At 68.9% G+C, this 20,473-nt stretch carries 17 protein-coding genes; 6 read left to right on the top strand and 11 right to left on the bottom strand.

The genetic code is table 11. The features are described from left to right. The first annotated feature begins 48 nt into the window (after positions 1-48). From AC3B5T_RS22940 to AC3B5T_RS22930, 3 genes are all read left to right on the top strand, one after another. Positions 49-3,099: a bifunctional [glutamine synthetase] adenylyltransferase/[glutamine synthetase]-adenylyl-L-tyrosine phosphorylase gene (locus AC3B5T_RS22940; protein WP_488357967.1), complete on the top strand. Its 3,051-nt coding sequence runs from the start codon at positions 49-51 to the stop codon at positions 3,097-3,099. A 77-nt stretch (positions 3,100-3,176) separates the two neighbouring features. After that, positions 3,177-4,127 (top strand): endonuclease/exonuclease/phosphatase family protein, encoded by a 951-nt coding sequence (locus tag AC3B5T_RS22935; protein WP_488357965.1) that lies wholly within the window; start codon positions 3,177-3,179, stop codon positions 4,125-4,127. Beyond that, entirely contained in the window at positions 4,124-4,810 is a 687-nt protein-coding gene (locus AC3B5T_RS22930; RefSeq protein ID WP_010841144.1) for a biliverdin-producing heme oxygenase, read from the top strand. Before AC3B5T_RS22935 ends, AC3B5T_RS22930 begins: the two co-directional genes overlap by 4 nt. Before the next feature lie 42 nt (positions 4,811-4,852). On the opposite strand, the gene AC3B5T_RS22925 is transcribed toward AC3B5T_RS22930, so the two are convergent. The 3 genes from AC3B5T_RS22925 to glnA all read right to left on the bottom strand — a co-directional run bounded on the left by AC3B5T_RS22925 (position 4,853) and on the right by glnA (position 7,106). Further along, a complete protein-coding gene (locus AC3B5T_RS22925; protein WP_010841143.1) occupies positions 4,853-5,038 on the bottom strand; it encodes a hypothetical protein in 186 nt (61 codons plus the stop codon). 236 nt (positions 5,039-5,274) lie between these two features. Then, on the bottom strand, positions 5,275-5,532 hold the full coding sequence (locus AC3B5T_RS22920) for a hypothetical protein (protein WP_044506934.1): 258 nt from the start codon (positions 5,530-5,532) through the stop codon (positions 5,275-5,277). 140 nt (positions 5,533-5,672) lie between these two features. Beyond that, positions 5,673-7,106 carry a type I glutamate--ammonia ligase gene (gene glnA / locus AC3B5T_RS22915; protein ID WP_010841141.1) on the bottom strand — a complete coding sequence of 478 codons (1,434 nt, stop codon included), beginning with the start codon at positions 7,104-7,106 and terminating at the stop codon, positions 5,673-5,675. A gap of 321 nt (positions 7,107-7,427) precedes the next feature. Between glnA and AC3B5T_RS22910 the strand changes: the two genes are divergently transcribed. Further along, a complete protein-coding gene (locus AC3B5T_RS22910) occupies positions 7,428-7,931 on the top strand; it encodes an RDD family protein (protein ID WP_055476600.1) in 504 nt (167 codons plus the stop codon). A 181-nt stretch (positions 7,932-8,112) separates the two neighbouring features. Here AC3B5T_RS22910 and AC3B5T_RS22905 read toward each other — a convergent pair whose 3' ends face one another. The 6 genes from AC3B5T_RS22905 to AC3B5T_RS22880 all read right to left on the bottom strand — a co-directional run bounded on the left by AC3B5T_RS22905 (position 8,113) and on the right by AC3B5T_RS22880 (position 15,257). Next, positions 8,113-8,853: a DUF4191 domain-containing protein gene (locus AC3B5T_RS22905; RefSeq protein WP_010841139.1), complete on the bottom strand. Its 741-nt coding sequence runs from the start codon at positions 8,851-8,853 to the stop codon at positions 8,113-8,115. Between the two features lie 64 nt (positions 8,854-8,917). Further along, entirely contained in the window at positions 8,918-9,994 is a 1,077-nt protein-coding gene (gene lipA / locus AC3B5T_RS22900; RefSeq protein ID WP_010841138.1) for a lipoyl synthase, read from the bottom strand. After that, a complete protein-coding gene (lipB, locus tag AC3B5T_RS22895) occupies positions 9,991-10,743 on the bottom strand; it encodes a lipoyl(octanoyl) transferase LipB (RefSeq protein WP_055476599.1) in 753 nt (250 codons plus the stop codon). The genes lipA and lipB overlap by 4 nt, the downstream gene beginning before the upstream one ends. Next, the gene (locus AC3B5T_RS22890; RefSeq protein ID WP_055476598.1) at positions 10,736-11,635 is read right to left on the bottom strand and encodes a TIGR01777 family oxidoreductase; all 900 of its coding nucleotides are present in this window, start codon (positions 11,633-11,635) and stop codon (positions 10,736-10,738) included. The genes lipB and AC3B5T_RS22890 overlap by 8 nt, the downstream gene beginning before the upstream one ends. A 36-nt stretch (positions 11,636-11,671) precedes the next feature. Beyond that, a complete protein-coding gene (sucB, locus tag AC3B5T_RS22885) occupies positions 11,672-13,483 on the bottom strand; it encodes a 2-oxoglutarate dehydrogenase, E2 component, dihydrolipoamide succinyltransferase (RefSeq protein ID WP_488357963.1) in 1,812 nt (603 codons plus the stop codon). Positions 13,484-13,712: 229 nt separating this feature from the next. After that, a complete protein-coding gene (locus AC3B5T_RS22880; RefSeq protein ID WP_055476596.1) occupies positions 13,713-15,257 on the bottom strand; it encodes a leucyl aminopeptidase in 1,545 nt (514 codons plus the stop codon). A gap of 182 nt (positions 15,258-15,439) precedes the next feature. Here AC3B5T_RS22880 and gcvT point away from each other — a divergent pair, with 182 nt between their 5' ends. Together gcvT and AC3B5T_RS22870 are read left to right on the top strand one after the other, a co-directional pair. Further along, the gene (gcvT, locus tag AC3B5T_RS22875; protein ID WP_055476620.1) at positions 15,440-16,558 is read left to right on the top strand and encodes a glycine cleavage system aminomethyltransferase GcvT; all 1,119 of its coding nucleotides are present in this window, start codon (positions 15,440-15,442) and stop codon (positions 16,556-16,558) included. A 90-nt stretch (positions 16,559-16,648) separates the two neighbouring features. Then, positions 16,649-17,755: a branched-chain amino acid aminotransferase gene (locus AC3B5T_RS22870; protein WP_055476595.1), complete on the top strand. Its 1,107-nt coding sequence runs from the start codon at positions 16,649-16,651 to the stop codon at positions 17,753-17,755. Between the two features lie 28 nt (positions 17,756-17,783). Here AC3B5T_RS22870 and AC3B5T_RS22865 read toward each other — a convergent pair whose 3' ends face one another. Further along, positions 17,784-18,578 (bottom strand): adenosylcobinamide-GDP ribazoletransferase, encoded by a 795-nt coding sequence (locus AC3B5T_RS22865; RefSeq protein ID WP_055476594.1) that lies wholly within the window; start codon positions 18,576-18,578, stop codon positions 17,784-17,786. 17 nt (positions 18,579-18,595) lie between these two features. Further along, positions 18,596-20,473, bottom strand: a complete 1,878-nt coding sequence (gene cobT, locus AC3B5T_RS22860) for a nicotinate-nucleotide--dimethylbenzimidazole phosphoribosyltransferase (protein WP_055476593.1) — start codon at positions 20,471-20,473, stop codon at positions 18,596-18,598.

Genomic DNA, 20,473 nt, shown 5'->3' with positions numbered 1-20,473 from the left:
CGGGACCGCGATGTCGTATTCGGCGGACCCGGTCGCTACTTTTGTGATGTGACAACACGATCGGGACCACCCCCGGCACGGTCCGGACTCCCTGGGCGAGCCGGACGCAGCACGGTCCCCAGCGCGGGCCGCCTGGGTCTCCTCGACGACTCCGCACCCCGGAACCTGGCCGATCTCGGCTGGAACACGCCCGAATCGGTCGACGTGTTGTGGGCGCTGTCGCGATCTCCCGACGCCGACCTCGCGCTGCGAACCCTCGTCCGGCTGCGCGGTGCGGTCGGCGACGAGTGGTCCGAGATCGACGCCCTGGTCCGCGCACAACGCTCGTTCCGCGGGCGCCTGTTCGCGGTCATCGGTTCCTCCGACGCACTCGCCGATCACCTCGTCGCCGAACCGTCGAGCTGGCGGCTGCTGGTCCCCGACGAGTTGCCCGACCGCGCCGAGGTCGACCGGCTGATGCTCGCCTCGGTCGATGCGCAGCCCGTGCCGGGTGAGATCGAGAAGGGCAATCGGGTGTACCGGGCCCGGCTCACCGGCCCGAAGGCCGTGGTGGCGCTGCGTCTGGCCTACCGAAACCTGATCCTGCAGCTCGCCGCACACGACGTCGCCTCGACCGTCGAGGACGAGCCGGTGATGTGGCTGCCCGAGGTCGGGGCGTACCTGTCCGACCTGGCCGACGCCGCCCTCACCGCGGCACTGGCCGTCGCCTTCGCGGAGGTGTGCGGGGACAAGCCGATCTCGGTTCGCCTCGCCGTCGTCGCGATGGGCAAATGCGGTGCGCGCGAACTCAACTACGTCAGCGATGTCGACGTCATCTTCGTCAGTGACCCGGCCGACGGCACCGCGGCGCGCATCGCCGGCGAGATGATGCGCATCGGTTCACTCGCCTTCTTCGAGGTCGACGCCGCGCTGCGGCCCGAGGGGAAGTCCGGCGCGCTGACGCGGACCCTCGAATCGCATGTCGCCTACTACGAGCGCTGGGCCAAGACCTGGGAGTTCCAGGCGCTCCTGAAGGCACGGGCGATGACCGGCGACATGCAACTCGCCGACGACTACATCGCCGCCGTCAAACCGATGGTGTGGAAGGCCGCCGAGCGACCCGACTTCGTCCCCGAGGTGCAGAAGATGCGACGCCGGGTCGAATCGCTGGTGCCCGAGGCCGAGCGGGAACGCAACCTCAAACTGGGACGCGGCAGCCTGCGCGACGTCGAATTCGCGGTCCAGCTCCTGCAGATGGTGCACGGCCGGGTCGACGAGAACCTGCGAGTGATGCCGACCGTCGACGCACTGGCCGCGCTCACCGCGGGCGGTTATGTCGGACGCGACGACGCCGCGAATCTCAGTGCGTCGTACCAATTCCTGCGTCTGCTGGAGCATCGTCTGCAGCTGCAGCGGATGTCCCGGACCCACCTGCTGCCCCAGCCCGACGACCACGAGGCCCTCCGGTGGCTCGCGCGCGCCGCGCACATCCGGCGCGAGGGCGAACTCGACGCGACCGGGGTGCTGCGCGAACAGATCCGCCACCAGAGCCTGCGGGTCCGGCGCCTGCACCAGAAGCTGTTCTACCGGCCGCTGCTCGAAGCGGTCACACGCTTCAAGACCGACGAGCTGACCCTGACCGACACCTCGGCCGAGAGACGGCTGGCCGCACTGGGTTACGCGAAGCCCGAGCGCGCGCTGAGTCACATCCGCGCGCTGTCGAACGCGCCGGGGCGGCGTGGCCAGATCCAGCTCCTCATCCTGCCCCAGTTGCTCGAGCACATCGGGGACACCCCCGATCCCGACGCGGGTCTGCTGAACTATCGCCGGCTGTGCGAGGTCATGGAGGACACCGACTGGTTCCTGCGGCTGTTGCGCGACGACGGCGTCGTGGCGGCGCGGCTGATGAAGGTGCTCGGGACGTCGGAGTACATCGCGAACATGCTGATGCGTTCGCCCGAGGTGATCCACCAGTACTCCGACGGGCCCGACGGACCCAAGCTGTGCAACGTACGACCCGAGGACGTCGCCAAGGGCCTCATCGCGTCGACCGTCCGCCAGCAGGACATGAAACGCGCGGTGGCCGTGGCCCGGTCGCATCGACGGGCCGAGCTGGTCCGCATCGCTTCGGCCGACGTCCTGGGGCTTCTCGACGTGCCTGCCGTCTGCAACGCGCTGTCGAGTGTCTGGGCGGCGGTGCTCAACGCCGCCCTCACCGTAGCTATCGACATCTCCGAACGCGAGCGGGGGAGCCGGGCGCCGGCCCGCATCGCGGTGATCGGCATGGGCCGGCTGGGCGGCGGTGAGCTGGGCTACGGTTCGGACGCCGACGTGATGTTCGTGTGCCAGCCCGATCGGGACGCCGAGGAGTCCGAGGCGCTCAAGTGGGCGCAGACGATCGCGGAGAACGTGCGGTCGATGCTGGGCAGTCCCAGTGCGGATCCGCCGTTGGAGGTCGACACGGGTCTGCGCCCGGAGGGCCGGAACGGTCCCATCGTGCGGACCCTCGCGTCGTATGCCGCGTACTACGCGCAGTGGGCGCAGCCGTGGGAGGTCCAGGCGCTGCTCCGCGCGCACCAGGTCGCCGGCGACGAGGCGCTCGGCATCGACTTCCTGCACATGATCGATCACGTCCGCTATCCGGCCGGCGGGGTCAGCAACGACGCCGTCAAGGAGATCCGCCGGATCAAGGCCCGGGTGGACGCCGAACGTCTGCCGCGCGGTGCCGATCCGGCCACCCACACCAAACTCGGACGCGGCGGCCTCGCCGACATCGAGTGGACCGTGCAGCTGCTCCAGCTCAAGTACGCGCACCGCTACCGCAGCCTGCACAACACGTCGACCCTCGACTCGCTGGACGCCATCGGCGCCGCGGAGCTGTTGTCGGAGAACGACGTCGCGCTGCTCAAGGACGCCTGGACGACCGCGACGAAGGCGCGCAACGCGCTGGTCCTGGTCCGTGGCAAGCCGATCGACCAACTCCCCGGACCGGGCGCACAGCTGCGTCAGATCGCCTTCGCCGCCGGATGGCCGGAAGACCAGGCCAACGAATTCCTGGAGAATTATCTACGGGTCACGCGCCGGGCCAAGGCCGTGGTGCTCAAGGTCTTCGGGGCCTGACGCGCCGACGCGACTGACCAGGCCCGAGAAGGGCACAGACGAATCCGGCGGGGGACACCGGACCATTTGGGGGAGCGATGACGAGATTTCTGTGGGCGGCCGCGTACGTCCTGGGGTGGGCGATGCTCGCCGGCGTGGTGCTGGGCGTGTTCCTGCACTTCTACCCGTCGCGCGGCGACGTCGCGCTGTACCTCACGAGCGGGGTGCAATTCGCCCTCATCCCAGGGTTGATCGCGATCGTCGTCTTCGGGGTCCTGCGACGCTGGTTCATGCTGGCGCTCGCGGTCGTGGCGGCCGGCGCGCTGGCCTACACCCAGGTGCCCCTCGTCGTCGCCGAGCCCGTGCCGGCCGGCGAGCGGTTCACCGTGGTGTCGTCGAATCTGCTCTTCGGCGGTGGCGACCTCGGTGTGCTCGGGAAGATCGTCGCCGACGCCGATCCTGATCTGTTGTCGCTCCAGGAGGTCACACCGGAGGCGTTGGAGCGCCTGCGGCGCAGCGAGATCGGCCGCGCGCTGCCTCATCAGTTCGCGATCCCGTACACCTACGCGGCCGGCACCGCATTGTTCAGCAAGAAGCCGCTCGACGAGCGGTACAACATCCCGGGTACCGTGCTGCACAATCTGCAGGCCCGTACGGATCTGCCGGGGGCGGCGGGGACCCAGGTGCTGGCGATCCACCCGGCTGCTCCGCTGTGGGGCCGGAACTGGGACTGGCTCGCCGACATGGACACCCTCGCCGAGCATTTCGAGCAGCTTCCACCCGGGCGGGTCATCGCGATCGGGGACTACAACTCGACCTGGAATCACGCGAAGTACCGCAACCTGCTGACCAACGGACTCGTCGACGGGACCGACCTCGCGGGCGCGGGCTTCCTGCCGAGCTATCCCACCGACAAGCGGATCGGCAACCGGCCGCTGGTCGCCATCGACCGGGTCATCCTGCGCGGCTTCGTGGCGACCTCGATGGACACCCACTACCTTCCGGGTTCCGATCACCGGACTCTGGTGGTATCACTGGTGGCATCATGACCCCCGATCCCGAGAAGGCCGGACCCCAGACCGCCGACGGCCCGAGTGTTCCCGAGTACCCGAGTATCTCCGCGCGACTCCGATCGGCGACCGCGGTGGCGCACGAACGTGCCGAGCATGCTCCGTTCATCGACGATCTGATGTCGGGCCGGCTGGACACCGGGGAGTATCAGCGTCTCGCGATCCAGCTCTACTTCGTCTACGAGGCACTCGAGCGCGTCGGTGCGGAACTCGCCGGGGACCCGGTCGCCGACGCCGTGCTCGACCCGAAACTGCTACGCCTGCAACGACTGGGTGCCGACCTCGCGTCGTTCGGCATCGACCCGTCGCGTGAGACGCCGTTGCCGGCCGTGCGGCGTTATGTGACAGCGATCGAGTCCACCCGTGCCGATCCGGCGCGCTATGTGGCCCATCACTACACGCGTTACCTCGGCGACCTCAGCGGCGGCCAGGTGGTGGCCCATCGCATGCGGGAGCACTACGGCGTCGACGACGACGCGCTGAGTTTCTACTCGTTCGACGAGATCGACAAGCTCAAGCGCTACAAGGACGCCTACCGGGCGCGGCTCGACGCGCTACCCCTCGACGCGGACGGGATCGATCGTCTCGTCGACGAGGCCGTGGCGGCGTTCGATCACAACCAGGCAGTGTTCGGCGATCTCGACGGTGCCCGGGCAGCCTGACCCATAGGTCCGCCCGAGCGGCCGGGATCTGTCGAGCTCGGCTCAGTTGACCTGCAGCTTGACCGTGCGGTGCAGCACGACCTCGCTCACATCGTCGTGGCCCTTCACGAGCTCGATACGCAGCTGGTTGTCGTCGAGACGACTGGTGGTGCGAACCACGCGAGGGGTGCCTTCGAGGCTGATCCGGTCGCCGGGTACGAGGTCTTCGACATATACATCACGGGTCATCCGTCCAAACTACGGTCGTACCTTGTGAGTCGGCAGAGCAACAAGTCCTAAAAGTGATATGGATCACGTGTGAGGGTCGCCACGCCGGCGACCGATGCTTCGACGATCGCCGTTCACGGTCTCACCGTGAGACGAATCGTCGGCGCGATCGAGCTTGCTCTACGGGCCGGGCCGGCACACGTCAGGAGTCGGCGAGGAAAGCTGCGACGGCCATGCGCCCGAGGTGCGTGGCGCCGTTACTCTCTCGCCTCGGAGATGGACAGCACGACGGTGGTTCGCTCGTCGGAGTCCAGCGTGTCGTCGTCGGGAGTGTGATCGACCAACGAGAGGTGCGCGACGTTGGCGAGGTTCACGAGGTGAGCCGATCCCTCGAGTTCGAGGGCGATCGGTTCGCGTTGCCGGACCACATCGCGGACGAACTGCATCACCTCCGGGACCGACTCCGCGAACAGCAGGCGGATCTCGAACTCGTCGGACGTCAGAAGTGTGCCCATGCGGCTCATCGTCGCACGGTGCGCCGGTCGAATTGGGCGCCTCGCGCGGATTGACGTGCCGGTAGATGTACAACGAAACGGCCCGCTCGGCGATCGGAGTGCGATCGCGGAGCGGGCCGAGTCGATATGAGCCGAGTGGCTCAGCAGTCGTAGTACAGCGAGAACTCGTACGGGTGCGGACGGATCTGCACCGGCTCGATCTCGTTCTCACGCTTCAGCGCGATCCAGGTCTCGATGAGGTCCTCGGTGAACACGCCACCGGCGGTGAGGTACTCGTGATCCTCTTCGAGGCGGTCGATGACCGCGGCCAGCGAGGTCGGAGCCTGCGGGATGCTCTTCGCCTCCTCCGGCGGGAGCTCGTAGAGGTCCTTGTCGACGGGCTCGTGCGGCTCGATCTTGTTCTTGATGCCGTCCAGGCCGGCCATCATCATCGCGGCGAACGCCAGGTACGGGTTGCCCGAGCTGTCCGGGCAACGGAACTCGAGGCGCTTGGCCTTCGGGTTGTTGCCGGTGATCGGGATACGCACACAGGCCGACCGGTTGCGCTGGCTGTAGACGAGGTTGATGGGGGCCTCGTAGCCCGGCACCAGACGCTTGTAGGAGTTGACCGTCGGGTTGGTGAAGGCCAGCAACGACGGCGCGTGGTGCAGGATGCCGCCGATGTAGTAGCGCGCCAGATCCGACAGGCCCGCGTAGCCGGCCTCGTCGTGGAACAGCGGCTTGCCGTCCTTCCACAGGGACTGGTGGGCGTGCATGCCCGAGCCGTTGTCACCGAACAGCGGCTTCGGCATGAAGGTGACCGACTTGCCGTTCTGCCACGCGGTGTTCTTGATGATGTACTTGAACAGCTGCACGTCATCGGCTGCGTGGAGCAGCGTGTTGAACTTGTAGTTGATCTCCGCCTGGCCCGCGGTGCCGACCTCGTGGTGGCCGCGCTCGAGCTCGAAGCCCGAGTTCTGCAGGTTGGTCGACATCTCGTCGCGCAGGTCGACGTAGTGGTCGTACGGAGCGACGGGGAAGTAGCCACCCTTCGGGCGGACCTTGTAGCCGAGGTTCGGGCTGCCGTCGGGATCGGTCGGGGACGCGGTGTTCCACCAGCCGGACTCGGACTCGACCTCGTAGAAGGTGCCGTTCATCTCGGAGCCGAAGGACACCGAGTCGAAGATGTAGAACTCGGCCTCGGCGCCGAAGAAGCAGGTGTCCGCCACGCCGGTGGAGGCGAGGTAGTCCTCGGCCTTGCGGGCGACGTTGCGCGGGTCGCGGCTGTAGGCCTCACGGGTGAACGGATCGTGGACGAAGAAGCTGAGGTTCATCGTCTTGGCCTTGCGGAACGGGTCGATCCGCGCGGTGGCCGGGTCGGGCAGCAGCATCATGTCCGACTCGTTGATGGACTGGAAGCCACGCACCGACGAGCCGTCGAATGCCAGACCGTCCTCGAAGACGTCCTCGTCGAAGGCCGACGCGGGGATCGAGAAGTGCTGCATGACACCGGGCAGGTCGCAGAATCGGATGTCGACGTACTCGACACCTTCCTTCTTGATGCCCTCGAGTAGTTCTTCTTTACTGCTGTACACCGTGCGGTGACTCCTTCGTGATCGGTGGTCCGTGTATGGGGACACGCCACATCCGCCACTGAGAAACAGCAGCGGATCTCAGCGGCAACCGTATGGAGGCGAAGTTGCCCATGCGCTAAGTCCGTGTTTCCCCCGTGTTACACGCGAGTGGTATTCGCTACACGGTGTGTCCGGGGCGCGACGCACTCGGCGCACCCCAACCCTAGCGGGAGGCCCGAACGGGCGGGACGGGTCGCCACAACCAGCGACTACGATGGTTCCCAGTGCGGCGACGACGCGGACCGAGGGGGTTGCGCGGTCGCGTGAGAGGAGTCATCACCGATGGGACGAGTCACGGGTTCCTGGCTGTCGGGACCGCAGATCGGTCCCGCGACCGGCGTGGACAACGAGTACCGAGGGCAAGATCTCGGCCTGCCGGAGAGCGGTCCCGGTTCGCTGGCGACCGGCTGGCCGCGGGTCGCGGCTCTGCTCGTCGACTGGCTGATCGCCGGTGGTCTGGCAATGGCGTTCGTCGGGTTTCCCTCGCCCCACCTGGGCACCACCCAGCTGGGCATCTGGTTCGTCATGGGCGTCTTCGCGGTGACGCTGTTCGGCTTCACACCCGGCCAGCTCGTCATCGGGATGCGAGTTGCGCGAGTCGACTTCGGCGTTGAACGCAACACCGCGGAGGCGACCGGCGAACAGAGCCCGGCTGCCGTCGGGATCGTTCGGGCCTTCTTCCGTCAGCTGCTGATGGTGTTCCTGGTTCCGGCCCTGATCAACGATTACAACGGACGCGCTCTCCACGACCGCGCGACCGGCACCGCGCTCGTCCGGACCCGCTGACAGGCGCCGAGCCGCCCGCGGACCCACCACTCACCGACAAACCCACCACCGGATCGGACTTGGTCCAGATCGGTGGTGGGTTTGGTCGTATGCAGGGCGCACAGTCGATGGGATTCAGCGCACGGTCGACGGAATCGGGCGCCCAGTCGACGGGATTGACGCCCAGTCGACGGGTGTGGCGTCAGCCGCGGCGGCGTGCCGTCCGCTGCATGCTGCGCATCTTGGCGTTCCCGGGCAGGGGCCCCTTCGGCATCCCGGGGCCGGGAGCCTTGCTGCCGAGGGCGGAGAGCCGTCCCTCGAGGGTCTCCATCCGCTTGCGGTCGATGTTGCTGGGCAGCTTGTTGAGGTGCCGCTCGAGCTTCGACAGCGGGACCTGGCCGTCGTCGTTGCCGACCATGATCTCGTAGATCGGGGTGTCGCCGACGACGCGCGCGACCTTCTTCTTCTCCTGGCCGAGCAGGGACTTGATGCGCGTGGGCGAGCCCTCACCCACGAGGATGACGCCCGGCTTGCCGATGACCCGGTGCACGGCGTCGAGCTGGGACGTCCCGGCGACGGCCTGCTTCACCCGCCACTGTCCGCGCATGTTGCCCAGCGCCCATCCCGCGGCGCCCGGCTGTCCCTCGGCCTTGGTGTACACGTTCTTCTGGACCCGGCGGCCGAACAGGATGAACGCGCCCAGGATGCCCAGCACCACGCCGAGGGGGATCAGCAGCCACGGCGAGCCGAGCACGAACCCGAGGACGGTGAAGACGGCGATCGACAGGACGATCACACCCACCATGTAGGGGATGAGCCGTTTGTCTTCCTTGCGCTGCATCTGGAAGGCCTGCCACAGCTGCTGGCGCCGTTCCTTCGATGCCGCCTTACGGGCCTTCTTCTTCTCGGCCTTGACCTCTTTGTTCACCTGCGCCTTTGCCATGAGGCCAGTTTACGTCCGCGCGTCCGGCGACCGCCGGAAAGGTCACCGGACGCCGCACGAGGGGTCAGCGGGCGAGGCGTGCCATCAGGCTGGAGGCCTCCTGGCTTGCCGATCCCTCGGCTGCCAGGTGGGCCAGAGCGGGTGAGATGTCGCGGCCGTGGTGGGCCATCGCCTGCGCATAGAGCCGGCCTGCCCGGTACGACGAGCGCACCAACGGACCCGCCATGACACCGGCGAAACCGACCTCGGTGGCGAACTCGGAATGGTCGACGAACTCCTCGGGCTTGACCCAGCGCTCGACCGGATGATGCCGCGGCGACGGGCGCAGGTACTGCGTGATGGTCAGGATGTCGCAGCCCGCCTCGTGCAGATCCACGATCGCCGACTGCACCTCCTGCGGTGTCTCACCCATGCCCAGGATTAGATTCGACTTCGTCACCAGACCGAAATCGCGTGCGGCGGTGAGGACTTCGAGGGACCGCTCGTAGCGGAACGCCGGGCGGATGCGCTTGAAGATGCGCGGCACGGTCTCGAGGTTGTGTGCGAGCACCTCGGGCCGGGCGTCGAAGACCTCGGCCAGCAGATCGGGCTTGGCATGGAAGTCCGGAATGAGGTTCTCGACACCGGTGCCGGGATTGAGGCGATGGATCGCGCGGACGGTCTCGGCGTAGAGCCAGGCACCCTCGTCGGGCAGGTCGTCGCGGGCCACGCCGGTGATGGTCGAGTAGCGCAGGCCCATCGCCTGCACGCTCTCGGCGACGCGGCGGGGTTCGTCGCGGTCGAGGGCGGCGGGCTTGCCGGTGTCGATCTGGCAGAAGTCGCAGCGGCGGGTGCACTGTTCGCCGCCGATGAGGAAGGTCGCCTCGCGGTCTTCCCAGCACTCGTAGATGTTGGGGCAGCCGGCTTCTTCGCAGACGGTGTGCAGGCCTTCACGCTTGACCAGGCCCTTGAGTTCGGTGAACTCCGGGCCCATCGTCGCGCGGGTCCGGATCCACTCCGGCTTGCGTTCGATGGGGGTCTGCGCGTTGCGCACCTCGAGGCGGAGCAGTTTGCGGCCTTCGGGGGCGGGGTTTGAGGGTGCCGTTGCCGAGGGTGTGGCTTCGGGGGCACCGGGTCCGGGGGTGAGGGGGGACGCGGTCACTGTATCGATCCTACGCTTGCAGAAGTGGGTGTTCCGGACTGTGTGGCGGCGGTCGCCGGGGTGCCGGTGGTGTCGGAATGGGTGACGTCGAAAGTGGGTGCGTCGAGTGCGGACAGCACCGCGTCGGCGGTGACGTCGAGCACGTCGTGCACCGACAGCGGCCGCGCGAGTTCGCGGGCGAGCGAGGTCACCCCGGCGTCGGCGATCCCGCAGGGGACGATCGCCTCGAAGGCTGCCATGTCGGGGTCGACGTTGAGCGCGAACCCGTGCAACGCGACTCCGCGCGCGACGCGGATACCGATCTGCCCGAGCTTGCGTTCCCCGGCGTCATCGGTGATCCACACTCCCGACCGGCCGTCGACGCGCCCGGTCGTCACGCCGAGTCCGGCGCAGACCGAGATGAGTGCTGCCTCGAGCCGCCGTACGTACTCGACGACGTCCAGCGGCTCGGCGAGCTTGACGATCGGGTAGCCGACGAGCTGCCCGGGGCCGTGCCAGGTGATCCGCCCGCCGCGGTCGACGTCGACCACCGGTGCGCCGTTCGTGGGCCGGTCGGAGTCCTCGGTGCGTTTGCCCGCGGTGTAGACGGAGGGGTGCTCCAGCAGGAGCAGGACGTCGTGGTCGAGGAGGCCGTCCGCGCGTTCGGTGGCCAGACCGTGCTGCATGTCGTAGGCAGCCTGGTAGTCGAGGACGCCGAGCCGACGGATCTCGACCGGTTCGGTACTCGCGCGGATCGGACGATCAGTCATGGCGATTGGTTCCGGTGGCGTAGGCCAGGGCCTCGTCGACACCGGGATGGGTGAAGGTGAATCCGTGATCGGTCAGCACCTCAGGTGCAACGCGTTGACTGAACAAAATCATTTCCTCGGCCATCTCGCCGCCGACCCGGCGCGCCGCGAAGGCCGGAACCTTGAGCACCGTCGGGCGGTGTACGGCGCGGCCCAGCGCCGACGCGAACTCGCCGAACGGCACCGCGCCGGGCGCGCTCAGGTTCACGGGCCCGGACACGTCGGAGTCGAGGAGGAACTCGATGGCACGTACCTCGTCGATGAGGCTGATCCAGGAGAAGTACTGCTTCCCGTCGCCGATGGGTCCGCCGAGCCCCAGCTTGAACAGCGGACGAAGCTTGCCGAGAAGACCGCCCTGCGCACTCAACACCGGTGCGGTCCGCAGGAGGACCAGGCGCGTGTCGGTGCCGACGTTGGTACGGGCGGCGGCCTCCCAGTCGACGACCAGGTCCGCGAGGAATCCCTCTCCGGGACCGTCGGTTTCGACGGCGGGACGGCTGCCTGTGTCGCCGTAGAAGCCGGACGCACTGGCGCTCACGAACGTGGGGATGCCGAGATCACGCACGGCCTCGGCGAGGACCTCGGTCGGCGTGACCCGGGAGTTCCGCAGCTCCTGTTTGAAGCGCCCGGTCCACCGGCCGTTTCCGACCCCCACGCCGCCGAGCGACACCACCGCCTCGACGCCCTCGAGACTCTCGGGCGGCACGCCGATGGTCTCGGGATCCCAGCTGAACTCGTCATCGGCGCGTGCCTCGCGGCGGACCAGACGGGTGATCGTGTGGCCCGCCGCGCGCAGCGAGTTGACCAGGGCGTTGCCGATGAGCCCCTGCGAACCTGCGACGGCGATGCGCATCGTGAGTCCTCGGTGTGCCGTAACCGGAGATCCGGGCTAGAGGCCCAGGTCCGCGGCGAAGGCGGCCTCTTCGAGGCGCTTCTTCACCGTGGTGAGGAAGCGGCCCGCGTCGGCGCCGTCGATGAGGCGGTGATCGTAGGTCAGCGGCAGGTAGGACATCGACCGCACTGCGATCGACTCCGAGCCGTCCTCGCCGGTGATGACGACCGGACGCTTGACGATCGCTCCGGTACCGAGCATCGCGGCCTGCGGGGGGACCAGGATCGGGGTGTCGAAGAGCGCACCCTGACTGCCGATGTTGGTGATGGTGAAGGTGCCGCCGGCGAGCTCGTCGGGCTTGAGGCCGTTGGAGCGTGCCCGCGCCGCGATGTCGGCGATGGCGCGTGCCAGGCCGGCGATCGACAGGTCATCGGCGTTGTGGATCACCGGCGACAGCAGTCCCTGCGGGGTGTCGACTGCGATGCCGAGATGCACCTTGTCGTAGTAGGTGATCTCCTTCTTGTCCTCGTCGATCGAGGCGTTGACGTTGGGATGCGCCTTCAGCGCCTCCACGACGGCCTTCGCGATGAACGGGAGGTACGTCAGGTTGACACCCTCGGAGGCCTTGAAGTTCTCCTTGGCCGCCTTGCGGAGTCCGGCGATGCGGGTCATGTCGACCTCGAAGACCTGCGTGAGCTGTGCGCTCTGCTGCAGCGACTCGCGCGTCTTCTTGGCGGTGATCTGACGGATGCGGTTGATCTTCTGCGTGGTCCCGCGCAGCTCGGCCAGCTCGGGGCGGATCTCAGGCGATGCGGACTTCCCGGCCGATGCCGCGGGTGCCGACGGAGCAGCAGCGGCGGGCTTCTGCTCGGGGGCAGGTGCCTTGGCCTCCTCGGCGGCGGCGAGCACGTCCTGCTTGCGGATCCGGCCACCGACACCGGTGCCCTTGATCGCGTTGAGGTCGATGTTGTTCTCCGCGGCCAGCTTGCGCACCAGCGGGGTCACGTACGGAGTCGACTCGACGGTCGGCGGATCGGACTTCTCCGCGGCCTGCGACTTGGGCTCCGAGGTCTTCGGTTCGGCCTTGGGTGCGGGCTTCTGCTCCTCCTCGGGGGCGGGCGCCTGCTCGGGCTCGGGTTCCGGCTCCGACTTCTGCTCGGGCTCGGGCTCGGGCTCGGGCTCGGGTTCCGGCTCCGGTTCGGGCTCCTTCTTCGACGGTGCTGCCGAGGCATCACCGATGACGGCGAGCTTGCCGCCGACCTCGATCACGTCGTCCTCCTGCGCGAGGATCTCGAGCAGGGTGCCGGCGACGGGGGAGGGGATCTCGGTGTCGACCTTGTCGGTGGAGACCTCGAGGAGCGGTTCGTCGGCGGCGACCTCGTCGCCGACGGACTTCAGCCAGTTGGTGACGGTGCCCTCGGTGACCGATTCGCCGAGTTCGGGCATGAGCACGTCGGTGCCCTCTGCGGAGCCGGAACCGGTGTCGGCCGTTGGCTTCTCGGCGGGAGCGTCCTCATCGGTGGAGGGCTCCTCGGCGGCCTGCTCGGGCTCGGGCTCGGGGGCGGCCTCGGTCGGCTCGTCGCCGCCGGCGGAATCCGAGCCGGAATCGTCCGAGCCGGAATCGGCCTCGTCGGCGTCACCGATGAGGGCGAGGTCGCCGCCGACCTCGACGACGTCGTCCTCCTGGGCGATGATCTTCGTCAGCACACCCGAAGTGGGCGCCGGGATCTCGGTGTCGACCTTGTCGGTCGACACCTCCAGCAATGGTTCGTCGGCCTCGACGGTGTCGCCCTCCTCCTTCAGCCACCGGGTGACTGTCCCCTCGGTGACACTTTCACCAAGGGCGGGCATCTGGACGGAGAAGGCCATCGTTGTGAACTCCTGAACTCGACGTGGTGGTCTGTAGGTGATGCCCAATGGTGTGTGCGCCGTGGGCACGGGGTCGGGGGCGGTTCGGAGCCCGCGCAGATGAGTGGCGGATCAGCCGCTCATCCCCGCGGCCAACCCTACCCGTAGGGTGCGTCGCCGACTCGGTTCGGCTCGTACTCGTCGGTAACGATTCTCATCGGGCCGGTGCGCGGGTGCCGGTTGCTGTCGGTCAGCCGTTCGCGGCGATGTCCTCGAGCACCGCGGCGATGGTCCGGACGGGCACGCCCGTACCGCCTTTCGTGGTGTAGCCCCAGGCCCCTCCGGTGTTGAAGGCGGGTCCGGCGATGTCGATGTGGGCCCACTGCACGTCCTCCGGCACGAACTCCTTCAGGAAGATGCCGGCGGCGAGCATCCCGCCCCAGCGGTGCGGGGTCACGTTCGCCAGGTCCGCGACGCGGGACTTCAGGTCGGCGCGGAGTTCCGCGGGCAGCGGCATGGCCCAGGCGTTCTCGCCGACATCGGCCGACCGGGCCGCCACGCGGTCGCGGAACTCGTCGGTGCCCATCACGCCGGGAGTTCGGGTGCCGAGCGCCACCATCTGCGCGCCGGTCAGGGTCGCGGTGTCGATGAGGTAGTCGGGATCGTCCTCGCAGGCCCGCACGATGGCGTCGGCGAGGATCAGACGACCCTCGGCGTCGGTGTTGAGGACCTCGACGGTCCGTCCGCCGTACTGCGTCAGCACATCACCGGGCCGCTGCGCGGTCGACGACGGCATGTTCTCGGCCATCGGCACGGTCGCGGTGACCGTGACGTCGACGTCGAGGCGGGCGGCCAGGATGGTCGCGGCGATGACCGCGGCGGCGCCACCCATGTCGGAGGTCATGGCGTCCATGTTCGCGGCGGGCTTGATCGAGATGCCGCCGGTGTCGAAGGTGATGCCCTTGCCGACCAGCGCGACCTTCTTGGGCGACTTCTTGGCGGTGTGGGTCAGTCGGACCAGGCGCGGCAACCGGGAGGATCCCTTGCCGACGCCGATGATCCCGCCGTAACCCTGGGCCTCGAGCTGTTTGTCGTCGAGGATCTCGACCTTGAGGCCGGCCTTGCTCCCGAGCGTGCGGGTGCGGGCGGCGAACTCCTCAGGATAGAGGTGACTCGGCGGGGTGTTGACGAAGTCGCGGGCGATGGCGACGGAGTCGGCGACCGCGACGGCCCGCTCCAGGCCCGCCCTGGCCTCCTTGGACTTCGATTCGACGAGCAGCGTGATGCGTTGCGGCGGAGTCCTCTTCGGCTTCGACTTCGCCGAGCGGAACTCGTCGAACCGGTAGGCGCCGAGGAACAGGCCCTCGGCCGCGGCGGCCAGGTCGATCGCGGAGAGCGTGGTGGACACCGACTCGTGTCCGTCGAGTTCGCGGGCGACGATGCCCGCTGCCTGCCGGACCTGATCGGCGTCGTCGAGGTTGTCGGCGTCGCCGAGGCCCACGGCGACGACGACATCGACCGGCAACGAATCGGGAGCCGCGGTCCGGGTGACCTCGCCGTGCGAGCCGGTGGCCCCGAGCGCGGTGAGGGCGGCGCTGATGGCGGCCGCCTGGGCGTCGTCGAGGATGCCGTCACCGATGGCCAGGGTCGGTTCGGTGGCGGGGCCGTCGGCGTCGTCGTCGGGGGACGACGTGCTGATCAGGCCGATGACCAGGGCGGAATCGTCCTTGCCGATCGAGGTGGACAGTTCGAGTTCGGGGCCGCGCGCGCGGTCGACGGTGTCGTTCTTGCTCACCCGCTCAACTCTGCCACAGCGCCGACGCGGCGGGGCTGCCACGAACCTCATCGGCCGGGACGCGGCGTCTCGGGTGCATGCGTGGACAACGGCCGGCCGGTACCACCCGTGGCGTTCTGCGCCGCCGCCGGCGCGGATGGTCCGCGCCCCGGCGGCACGGATCGCCCGATAGCGTGGACGCCATGAGTGAACTCCTCGCCGGGCCGATCGCCGACCGTCATGCCGCACTGGGGGCCACCTTCGCCGAGTTCGGTGGCTGGAACATGCCGGTGTCGTACTCGGGCACCGTCGCCGAGCACGCGGCGGTGCGGGAGAGCGTGGGCATCTTCGACGTCAGCCATCTCGGCAAGGCGCTGGTGTCCGGGGCGGGCGCGGCGGCGTTCGTCAACTCGACGCTCACCAACGACCTCGGCAAGATCGTCCCCGGCAAGGCTCAATACACGTTGTGCTGCAACGATTCCGGTGGTGTCGTCGATGACCTGATCGCCTATCTCGTCGGTGACGACGAGGTGTTCCTGGTGCCCAACGCGGCGAACACCGCGGCTGTCGTGGCCCAGCTGCAAGCCGTTGCGCCGGAGGGTATCTCGATCACCGACCGGCACCGCGACCTGGCCGTCCTGGCGGTACAGGGGCCGAGATCGCCCGACATCCTCACCGGGCTCGGGTTGCCGGCCGACATGGAGTACATGGCCTTTGCCGACGCCGATCTGGCGACGGCCGACGGTCCGGCTCGCGTGCGGGTCTGCCGGACCGGATACACCGGTGAGCGGGGGTACGAGATCGTGCCGCGATGGGACGACGCCGGTGCAGTCTTCGACGTCCTGCTGGAGGCGATCACCGCGGCCGGCGGGCTGCCCGCGGGACTGGGCGCCCGGGACACCCTGCGCACCGAGATGGGTTATGCCCTGCACGGACACGAGCTCGGTCCGGACATCTCGCCGGTACAGGCGCGTTCGAGCTGGGCGGTCGGCTGGGACAAGCCGTCGTTCTTCGGCCGCGACGCGCTGCTGGCCGAGAAAGAGGCCGGTCCGTCGCGTCGTCTGTATGGGCTGCGGGCGACCGGGCGCGGGGTGCCGCGGGCCGGATGCGCGGTTCGTCTCGCGGGCGACTCCCAGAGCGGGGGGCAGATAGGGACCTGTACGTCGGGCACGTTCTCGCCCACGCTGAAACAGGGCATCGCGCTCGCGCTGCTGGACACGGCGTCGGGTGTGCGCAAGGGCGACGAGGTCGTGGTCGACGTCCGCGGCCGCGACCTCGCGTGTGAGGTCGTGATCCCGCCGTTCGTGCCGTCGCACGTGTGACCTGCGGCCACCGGCACGAGGCCCCGCCCGGGTCCGGGGGTGACCCACGGGGCACGGAATTGCTTTTGTGGCCGGCGGTACGATGGCGCCATGACCTTGGAGTTCAACCGTACCAAGCACCCGCACCCGGTGTCTGAGGGCCGGCGCGCGGAGATCTTGTCCGCCCCGGGATTCGGGCGCCACTTCACCGACAACATGGTGATGATCGACTACGACGCCGAGGTGGGTTGGCACAGCGCCACGGTGAAGCCGTACGGTCCGATCGCGCTGGACCCCGCCGCCACGGTCCTGCACTACGGCCAAGAGGTGTTCGAGGGACTCAAGGCCTATCGGCAGCCGGACGGTTCGATCGCCGCGTTCCGGCCGGAGGCCAACGCGGCACGGCTGCAGCGCAGTGCCGAACGACTCGCGATGCCGGCGCTGCCGGTCGAGGATTTCATCGGCTCGCTCAAGGCCCTGCTGGCCGCGGACAACGAGTGGGTGCCCGCCGCCGGCGGCGAGGAGTCGCTGTACCTGCGTCCGTTCATGTTCGCCTCGCAGGCGAGCCTGGGCGTGAATGCTCCGTCCACGAGCTACATCTATTCGGTCATCGCCTCACCGGCGGGCGCCTACTTCGCCGGCGGCATCAAGCCGGTGAGCGTCTGGCTCTCCACCGAGTACGTCCGCGCGGCGCCGGGCGGCACCGGATTCGCCAAGTGCGGAGGCAATTACGCCGCGGCGTTCCTCGCGCAGCGGCAGGCGACCGAGCAGGGTTGCGACCAGGTCGTGTGGCTCGACGCGATCGAACGCCGCTTCATCGAGGAGATGGGCGGCATGAATCTGTTCTTCGTGTTCGGTTCGGGCGCCGACGCCCGACTGGTGACCCCCGAACTGTCGGGGTCACTGCTGCCGGGGATCACCCGTTCGTCGCTGCTCACGCTGGCCACCGACGCCGGTTTCGAGGTCGAGGAACGCAAGATCACCACCGAGGAGTTGCGCAAGGGCGTGGCCTCGGGCGACATCACCGAGGTGTTCGCCTGTGGCACCGCCGCGGTCATCACCCCGGTCGGTCGGGTCAAGGGTGAGAACGAGGACTACACCATCAACAACGGCGAGACCGGCGAGGTGACGCAGGCATTGCGTGACACCCTGACCGGCATCCAGCGGGGGACGTTCGCCGACACCCACGGCTGGATGACGGAGCTCTACCGCAGCTGAACGTTCGCGTGACGGGTCCCGTGGCGGGTCAGAGCAACAGCCCGACGACGGCGAGTGCGACCCCGACTTCGATGGTCGCGCCCAGTACGTCACCGGTGATCCCGCCCATCCGGCGCGCACAATGCCGGGTGAACCACCAGGCGAACGCGGCGACACCGAGCACGATCGCGATTCCTCGGACGACGGCGGCCACCTCGAGGTGGCCGCCGTCGAATCCGTTGGCGGACAGTCCGAGTGGGACGGCCGCTACGAGCGCGAGAACCAGCCACACGGCGACGGAGAGATGTTGTGTGCCCGCGACCAGGGCGCCGAAACCGTTGGGGTGGGCCGGTTTCAGCGACCTCCGGGTGCCGACGACGGCGCCGATCCGGCCGAGGCCGATGGCGAAAGCCAGGCCGTACCACTGTGACTCATCGGCGAGTGCGGCGAAGCCGGTCGACTGCACAGCGAGTACCAGGACCAGGGTGGCCACCCCGAAGGGGCCGACGGTGCCGCTGCGCATCACCTCGGTGACCCGATCGGGTGGCCCGTAACACCCCAGTCCGTCAGCGGTGTCGGCGAGCCCGTCGAGGTGCATGCCCCGGGTGGCCGCGGCGAGCAGGACGACGACGAGCACGCCGATCAGCAAGGTCGGGAGTCCGGTGTGGGTGAGCCCGAAGGCCACAAATGCCGACGCGGCACCCAGGAGCGCGCCCACCACCGGGACCGACGCCATCACCGCCGCACCCAGCGACCGATCGGGCGCGTCCGACGCGTGTCCGCCGACGGGCACGACCGTCAGCCAGCTGACGGCCGTACGGAGCGCCCGGGTCGGCGGAATCATGGCGGATCCGTTCGGCGTCAGGATGTCTCGGCGTCGTTTGCGGTGTCCCCGGCCGGGGTGCTCTTGTCGGACACGCCGGCTTCGTCGAAGGTGGCCATCGAGACGAGCAGGTCGGCGGCCGCCTGCACGATCGGCAACGCCAGAACGGCGCCGCTGCCCTCACCGAGCCGCATCGACAGATCGAGAACCGGGACCAGATCGAGGTGTTCGAGCGCGATCTGATGGGCGGGTTCGACCGACCGGTGCCCGGCGATCCACCAGCGCATCGCCCCCGGCGCGAACTCGTTGGCGACCATGGCCGCGGCCGTGATCACCACGCCGTCGAGGATGACCGGCGTCCGGCGTAGGGCCGCTTGTGCGAGGAATCCGACCGTGGCGGCCAGGTCGGCTCCGCCGACGGCGGCCAGCAAGGCGAGCGGGTCGTGGATCACCTTGCGCGCGCGGCGCATACCGTCACGGATCGCGGCTGTCTTGCGCATCCACCCGGCGTCGTCGACACCGGTTCCCCGACCGACGATCTCGACCGGTTCGCGCCGGGTCAGCGCGCCGATGAGGACCGTCGCCGGGGTGGTGTTGCCGATGCCCATCTCACCGGCGATCAGCAGATCGGTGCCCGAGTCGATCAGGTCGTCGGCGATCGCGCGCCCGGCGGCCAGGGCCTCGCGCGCCTCCGCGAGAGTGATCGCGTCGGTGGTTCGGAGGTCGTCACTGCTGCGACGGACCTTATACCGCGACAGTTCGGGTGCGGTGTCGGCGTCGACGGACATGTCGACCACCTTGACCGCCGCGCCGACGCGTCCCGCCATGACGTTCACCGCGGCACCGCCCGCTGAGATGTTGGCGACCATCTGCGCGGTCACCTCGGGCGGGAACGCCGACACTCCGCCGCGGGCGACGCCGTGGTCGCCGGCGAAGACGACGACGGTGGGGGAGGTGAGGGGTGCGGGCGGGCACTGGCCCTGGCATGCGGCGATCCAGACGCCGATCTCCTCGACGCGACCCAGTGATCCCGGCGGCTTGGTGAGCGTCGCCTGTCGGTTGCGGGCGTCCTGGGCGACCAGCTCGTCCGGCGGCCTGACGGGCGCGAACACCTCGGCATCGGTGGGGTCCGGCCGGGGACGCTCGGAGAGCCCCACGCCCCCAACGGGTTCGGGAGCTTTGGAAACGGTCGCGGCGACCGGGTCCGACGGTGCCGAGGCGGGCTCACCGCGGTCCGGCGTCGTCGCCACCGGCGCCGGGGTGTCTGTGCTGTCGGTCGTGTCCTTCTCGGTGGTGTCCGTCTCGGTGGTGCCCGGGCCCGGCGCCTCGACGCCCGCCGCCGGGCCGTCAGGTGTGCTGGTCGTCGCGGGCTGCGGTTCGGCCGGGAGATGGAGAACCCGGCCGGCGACGACGAGATCGACGCGCTCGCAGACCTGCGCCACCCGGACGTTGAGGGTGCCGAGCAGGTCCTGGAAGACCCGACCGGCGGGGGTGGGGGGAACGAGCGAGAGCCCGGCTTCGGGGCTGATGAGCACCACGTCGGCGGTCATGGCGGCCAGGGCGTCGCAGAGGTCGTCGATCGGACCGTCGAGGTCGATCTCCGAACCCGAGGTCCAGCCGTGCACGGCGTCGATCTGCGCGGTGAGCCAGTTACCCAGATCGTCGACCAGGGCCGGGATGTCGGGCGCGGCGCGCAGAGCGTGTCCGAGGTCGGTCGTCTCGATCGTCGTGTACCGGTCGTCGCGGCGCTCGCGATGTAACCGAACGCGGTCCATCCAGTCCCCGTCAGAGGACGTCAGCGGGCCGGTGGCGAGGTAGCGGATCTGCCGGTGGTCGCCGAGAAGCGACTCGCCGTGCGCGGACTTACCCGAGCGCACGCCTCCCAGGACGAGGGTGCGCACTGCGCGATCGGTCAT

The sequence above is a fragment of the Gordonia sp. G4 genome (assembly GCF_057770005.1).
Note: the sequence above shows the minus strand (reverse complement) of the source record. Positions and strands in the feature narration are given on the sequence as shown.

Excerpts from the sequence above, each read along its gene's own strand:
- AC3B5T_RS22935 (WP_488357965.1), top strand. The coding sequence starts at position 3,177 with ATGACGAGATTTCTGTGGGCGGCCGCGTACGTCCTGGGGTGGGCGATG.
- gcvT (WP_055476620.1), top strand. The coding sequence starts at position 15,440 with ATGAGTGAACTCCTCGCCGGGCCGATCGCCGACCGTCATGCCGCACTG.
- AC3B5T_RS22865 (WP_055476594.1), bottom strand. The coding sequence starts at position 18,578 with ATGATTCCGCCGACCCGGGCGCTCCGTACGGCCGTCAGCTGGCTGACG.
- cobT (WP_055476593.1), bottom strand. The coding sequence starts at position 20,473 with ATGACCGATCGCGCAGTGCGCACCCTCGTCCTGGGAGGCGTGCGCTCG.
- AC3B5T_RS22920 (WP_044506934.1), bottom strand. The coding sequence starts at position 5,532 with ATGGGCACACTTCTGACGTCCGACGAGTTCGAGATCCGCCTGCTGTTC.
- sucB (WP_488357963.1), bottom strand. The coding sequence starts at position 13,483 with ATGGCCTTCTCCGTCCAGATGCCCGCCCTTGGTGAAAGTGTCACCGAG.
- AC3B5T_RS22925 (WP_010841143.1), bottom strand. The coding sequence starts at position 5,038 with ATGACCCGTGATGTATATGTCGAAGACCTCGTACCCGGCGACCGGATC.
- AC3B5T_RS22910 (WP_055476600.1), top strand. The coding sequence starts at position 7,428 with ATGGGACGAGTCACGGGTTCCTGGCTGTCGGGACCGCAGATCGGTCCC.
- AC3B5T_RS22930 (WP_010841144.1), top strand. The coding sequence starts at position 4,124 with ATGACCCCCGATCCCGAGAAGGCCGGACCCCAGACCGCCGACGGCCCG.
- AC3B5T_RS22890 (WP_055476598.1), bottom strand. The coding sequence starts at position 11,635 with ATGCGCATCGCCGTCGCAGGTTCGCAGGGGCTCATCGGCAACGCCCTG.
- AC3B5T_RS22870 (WP_055476595.1), top strand. The coding sequence starts at position 16,649 with ATGACCTTGGAGTTCAACCGTACCAAGCACCCGCACCCGGTGTCTGAG.
- AC3B5T_RS22905 (WP_010841139.1), bottom strand. The coding sequence starts at position 8,853 with ATGGCAAAGGCGCAGGTGAACAAAGAGGTCAAGGCCGAGAAGAAGAAG.
- lipB (WP_055476599.1), bottom strand. The coding sequence starts at position 10,743 with ATGACTGATCGTCCGATCCGCGCGAGTACCGAACCGGTCGAGATCCGT.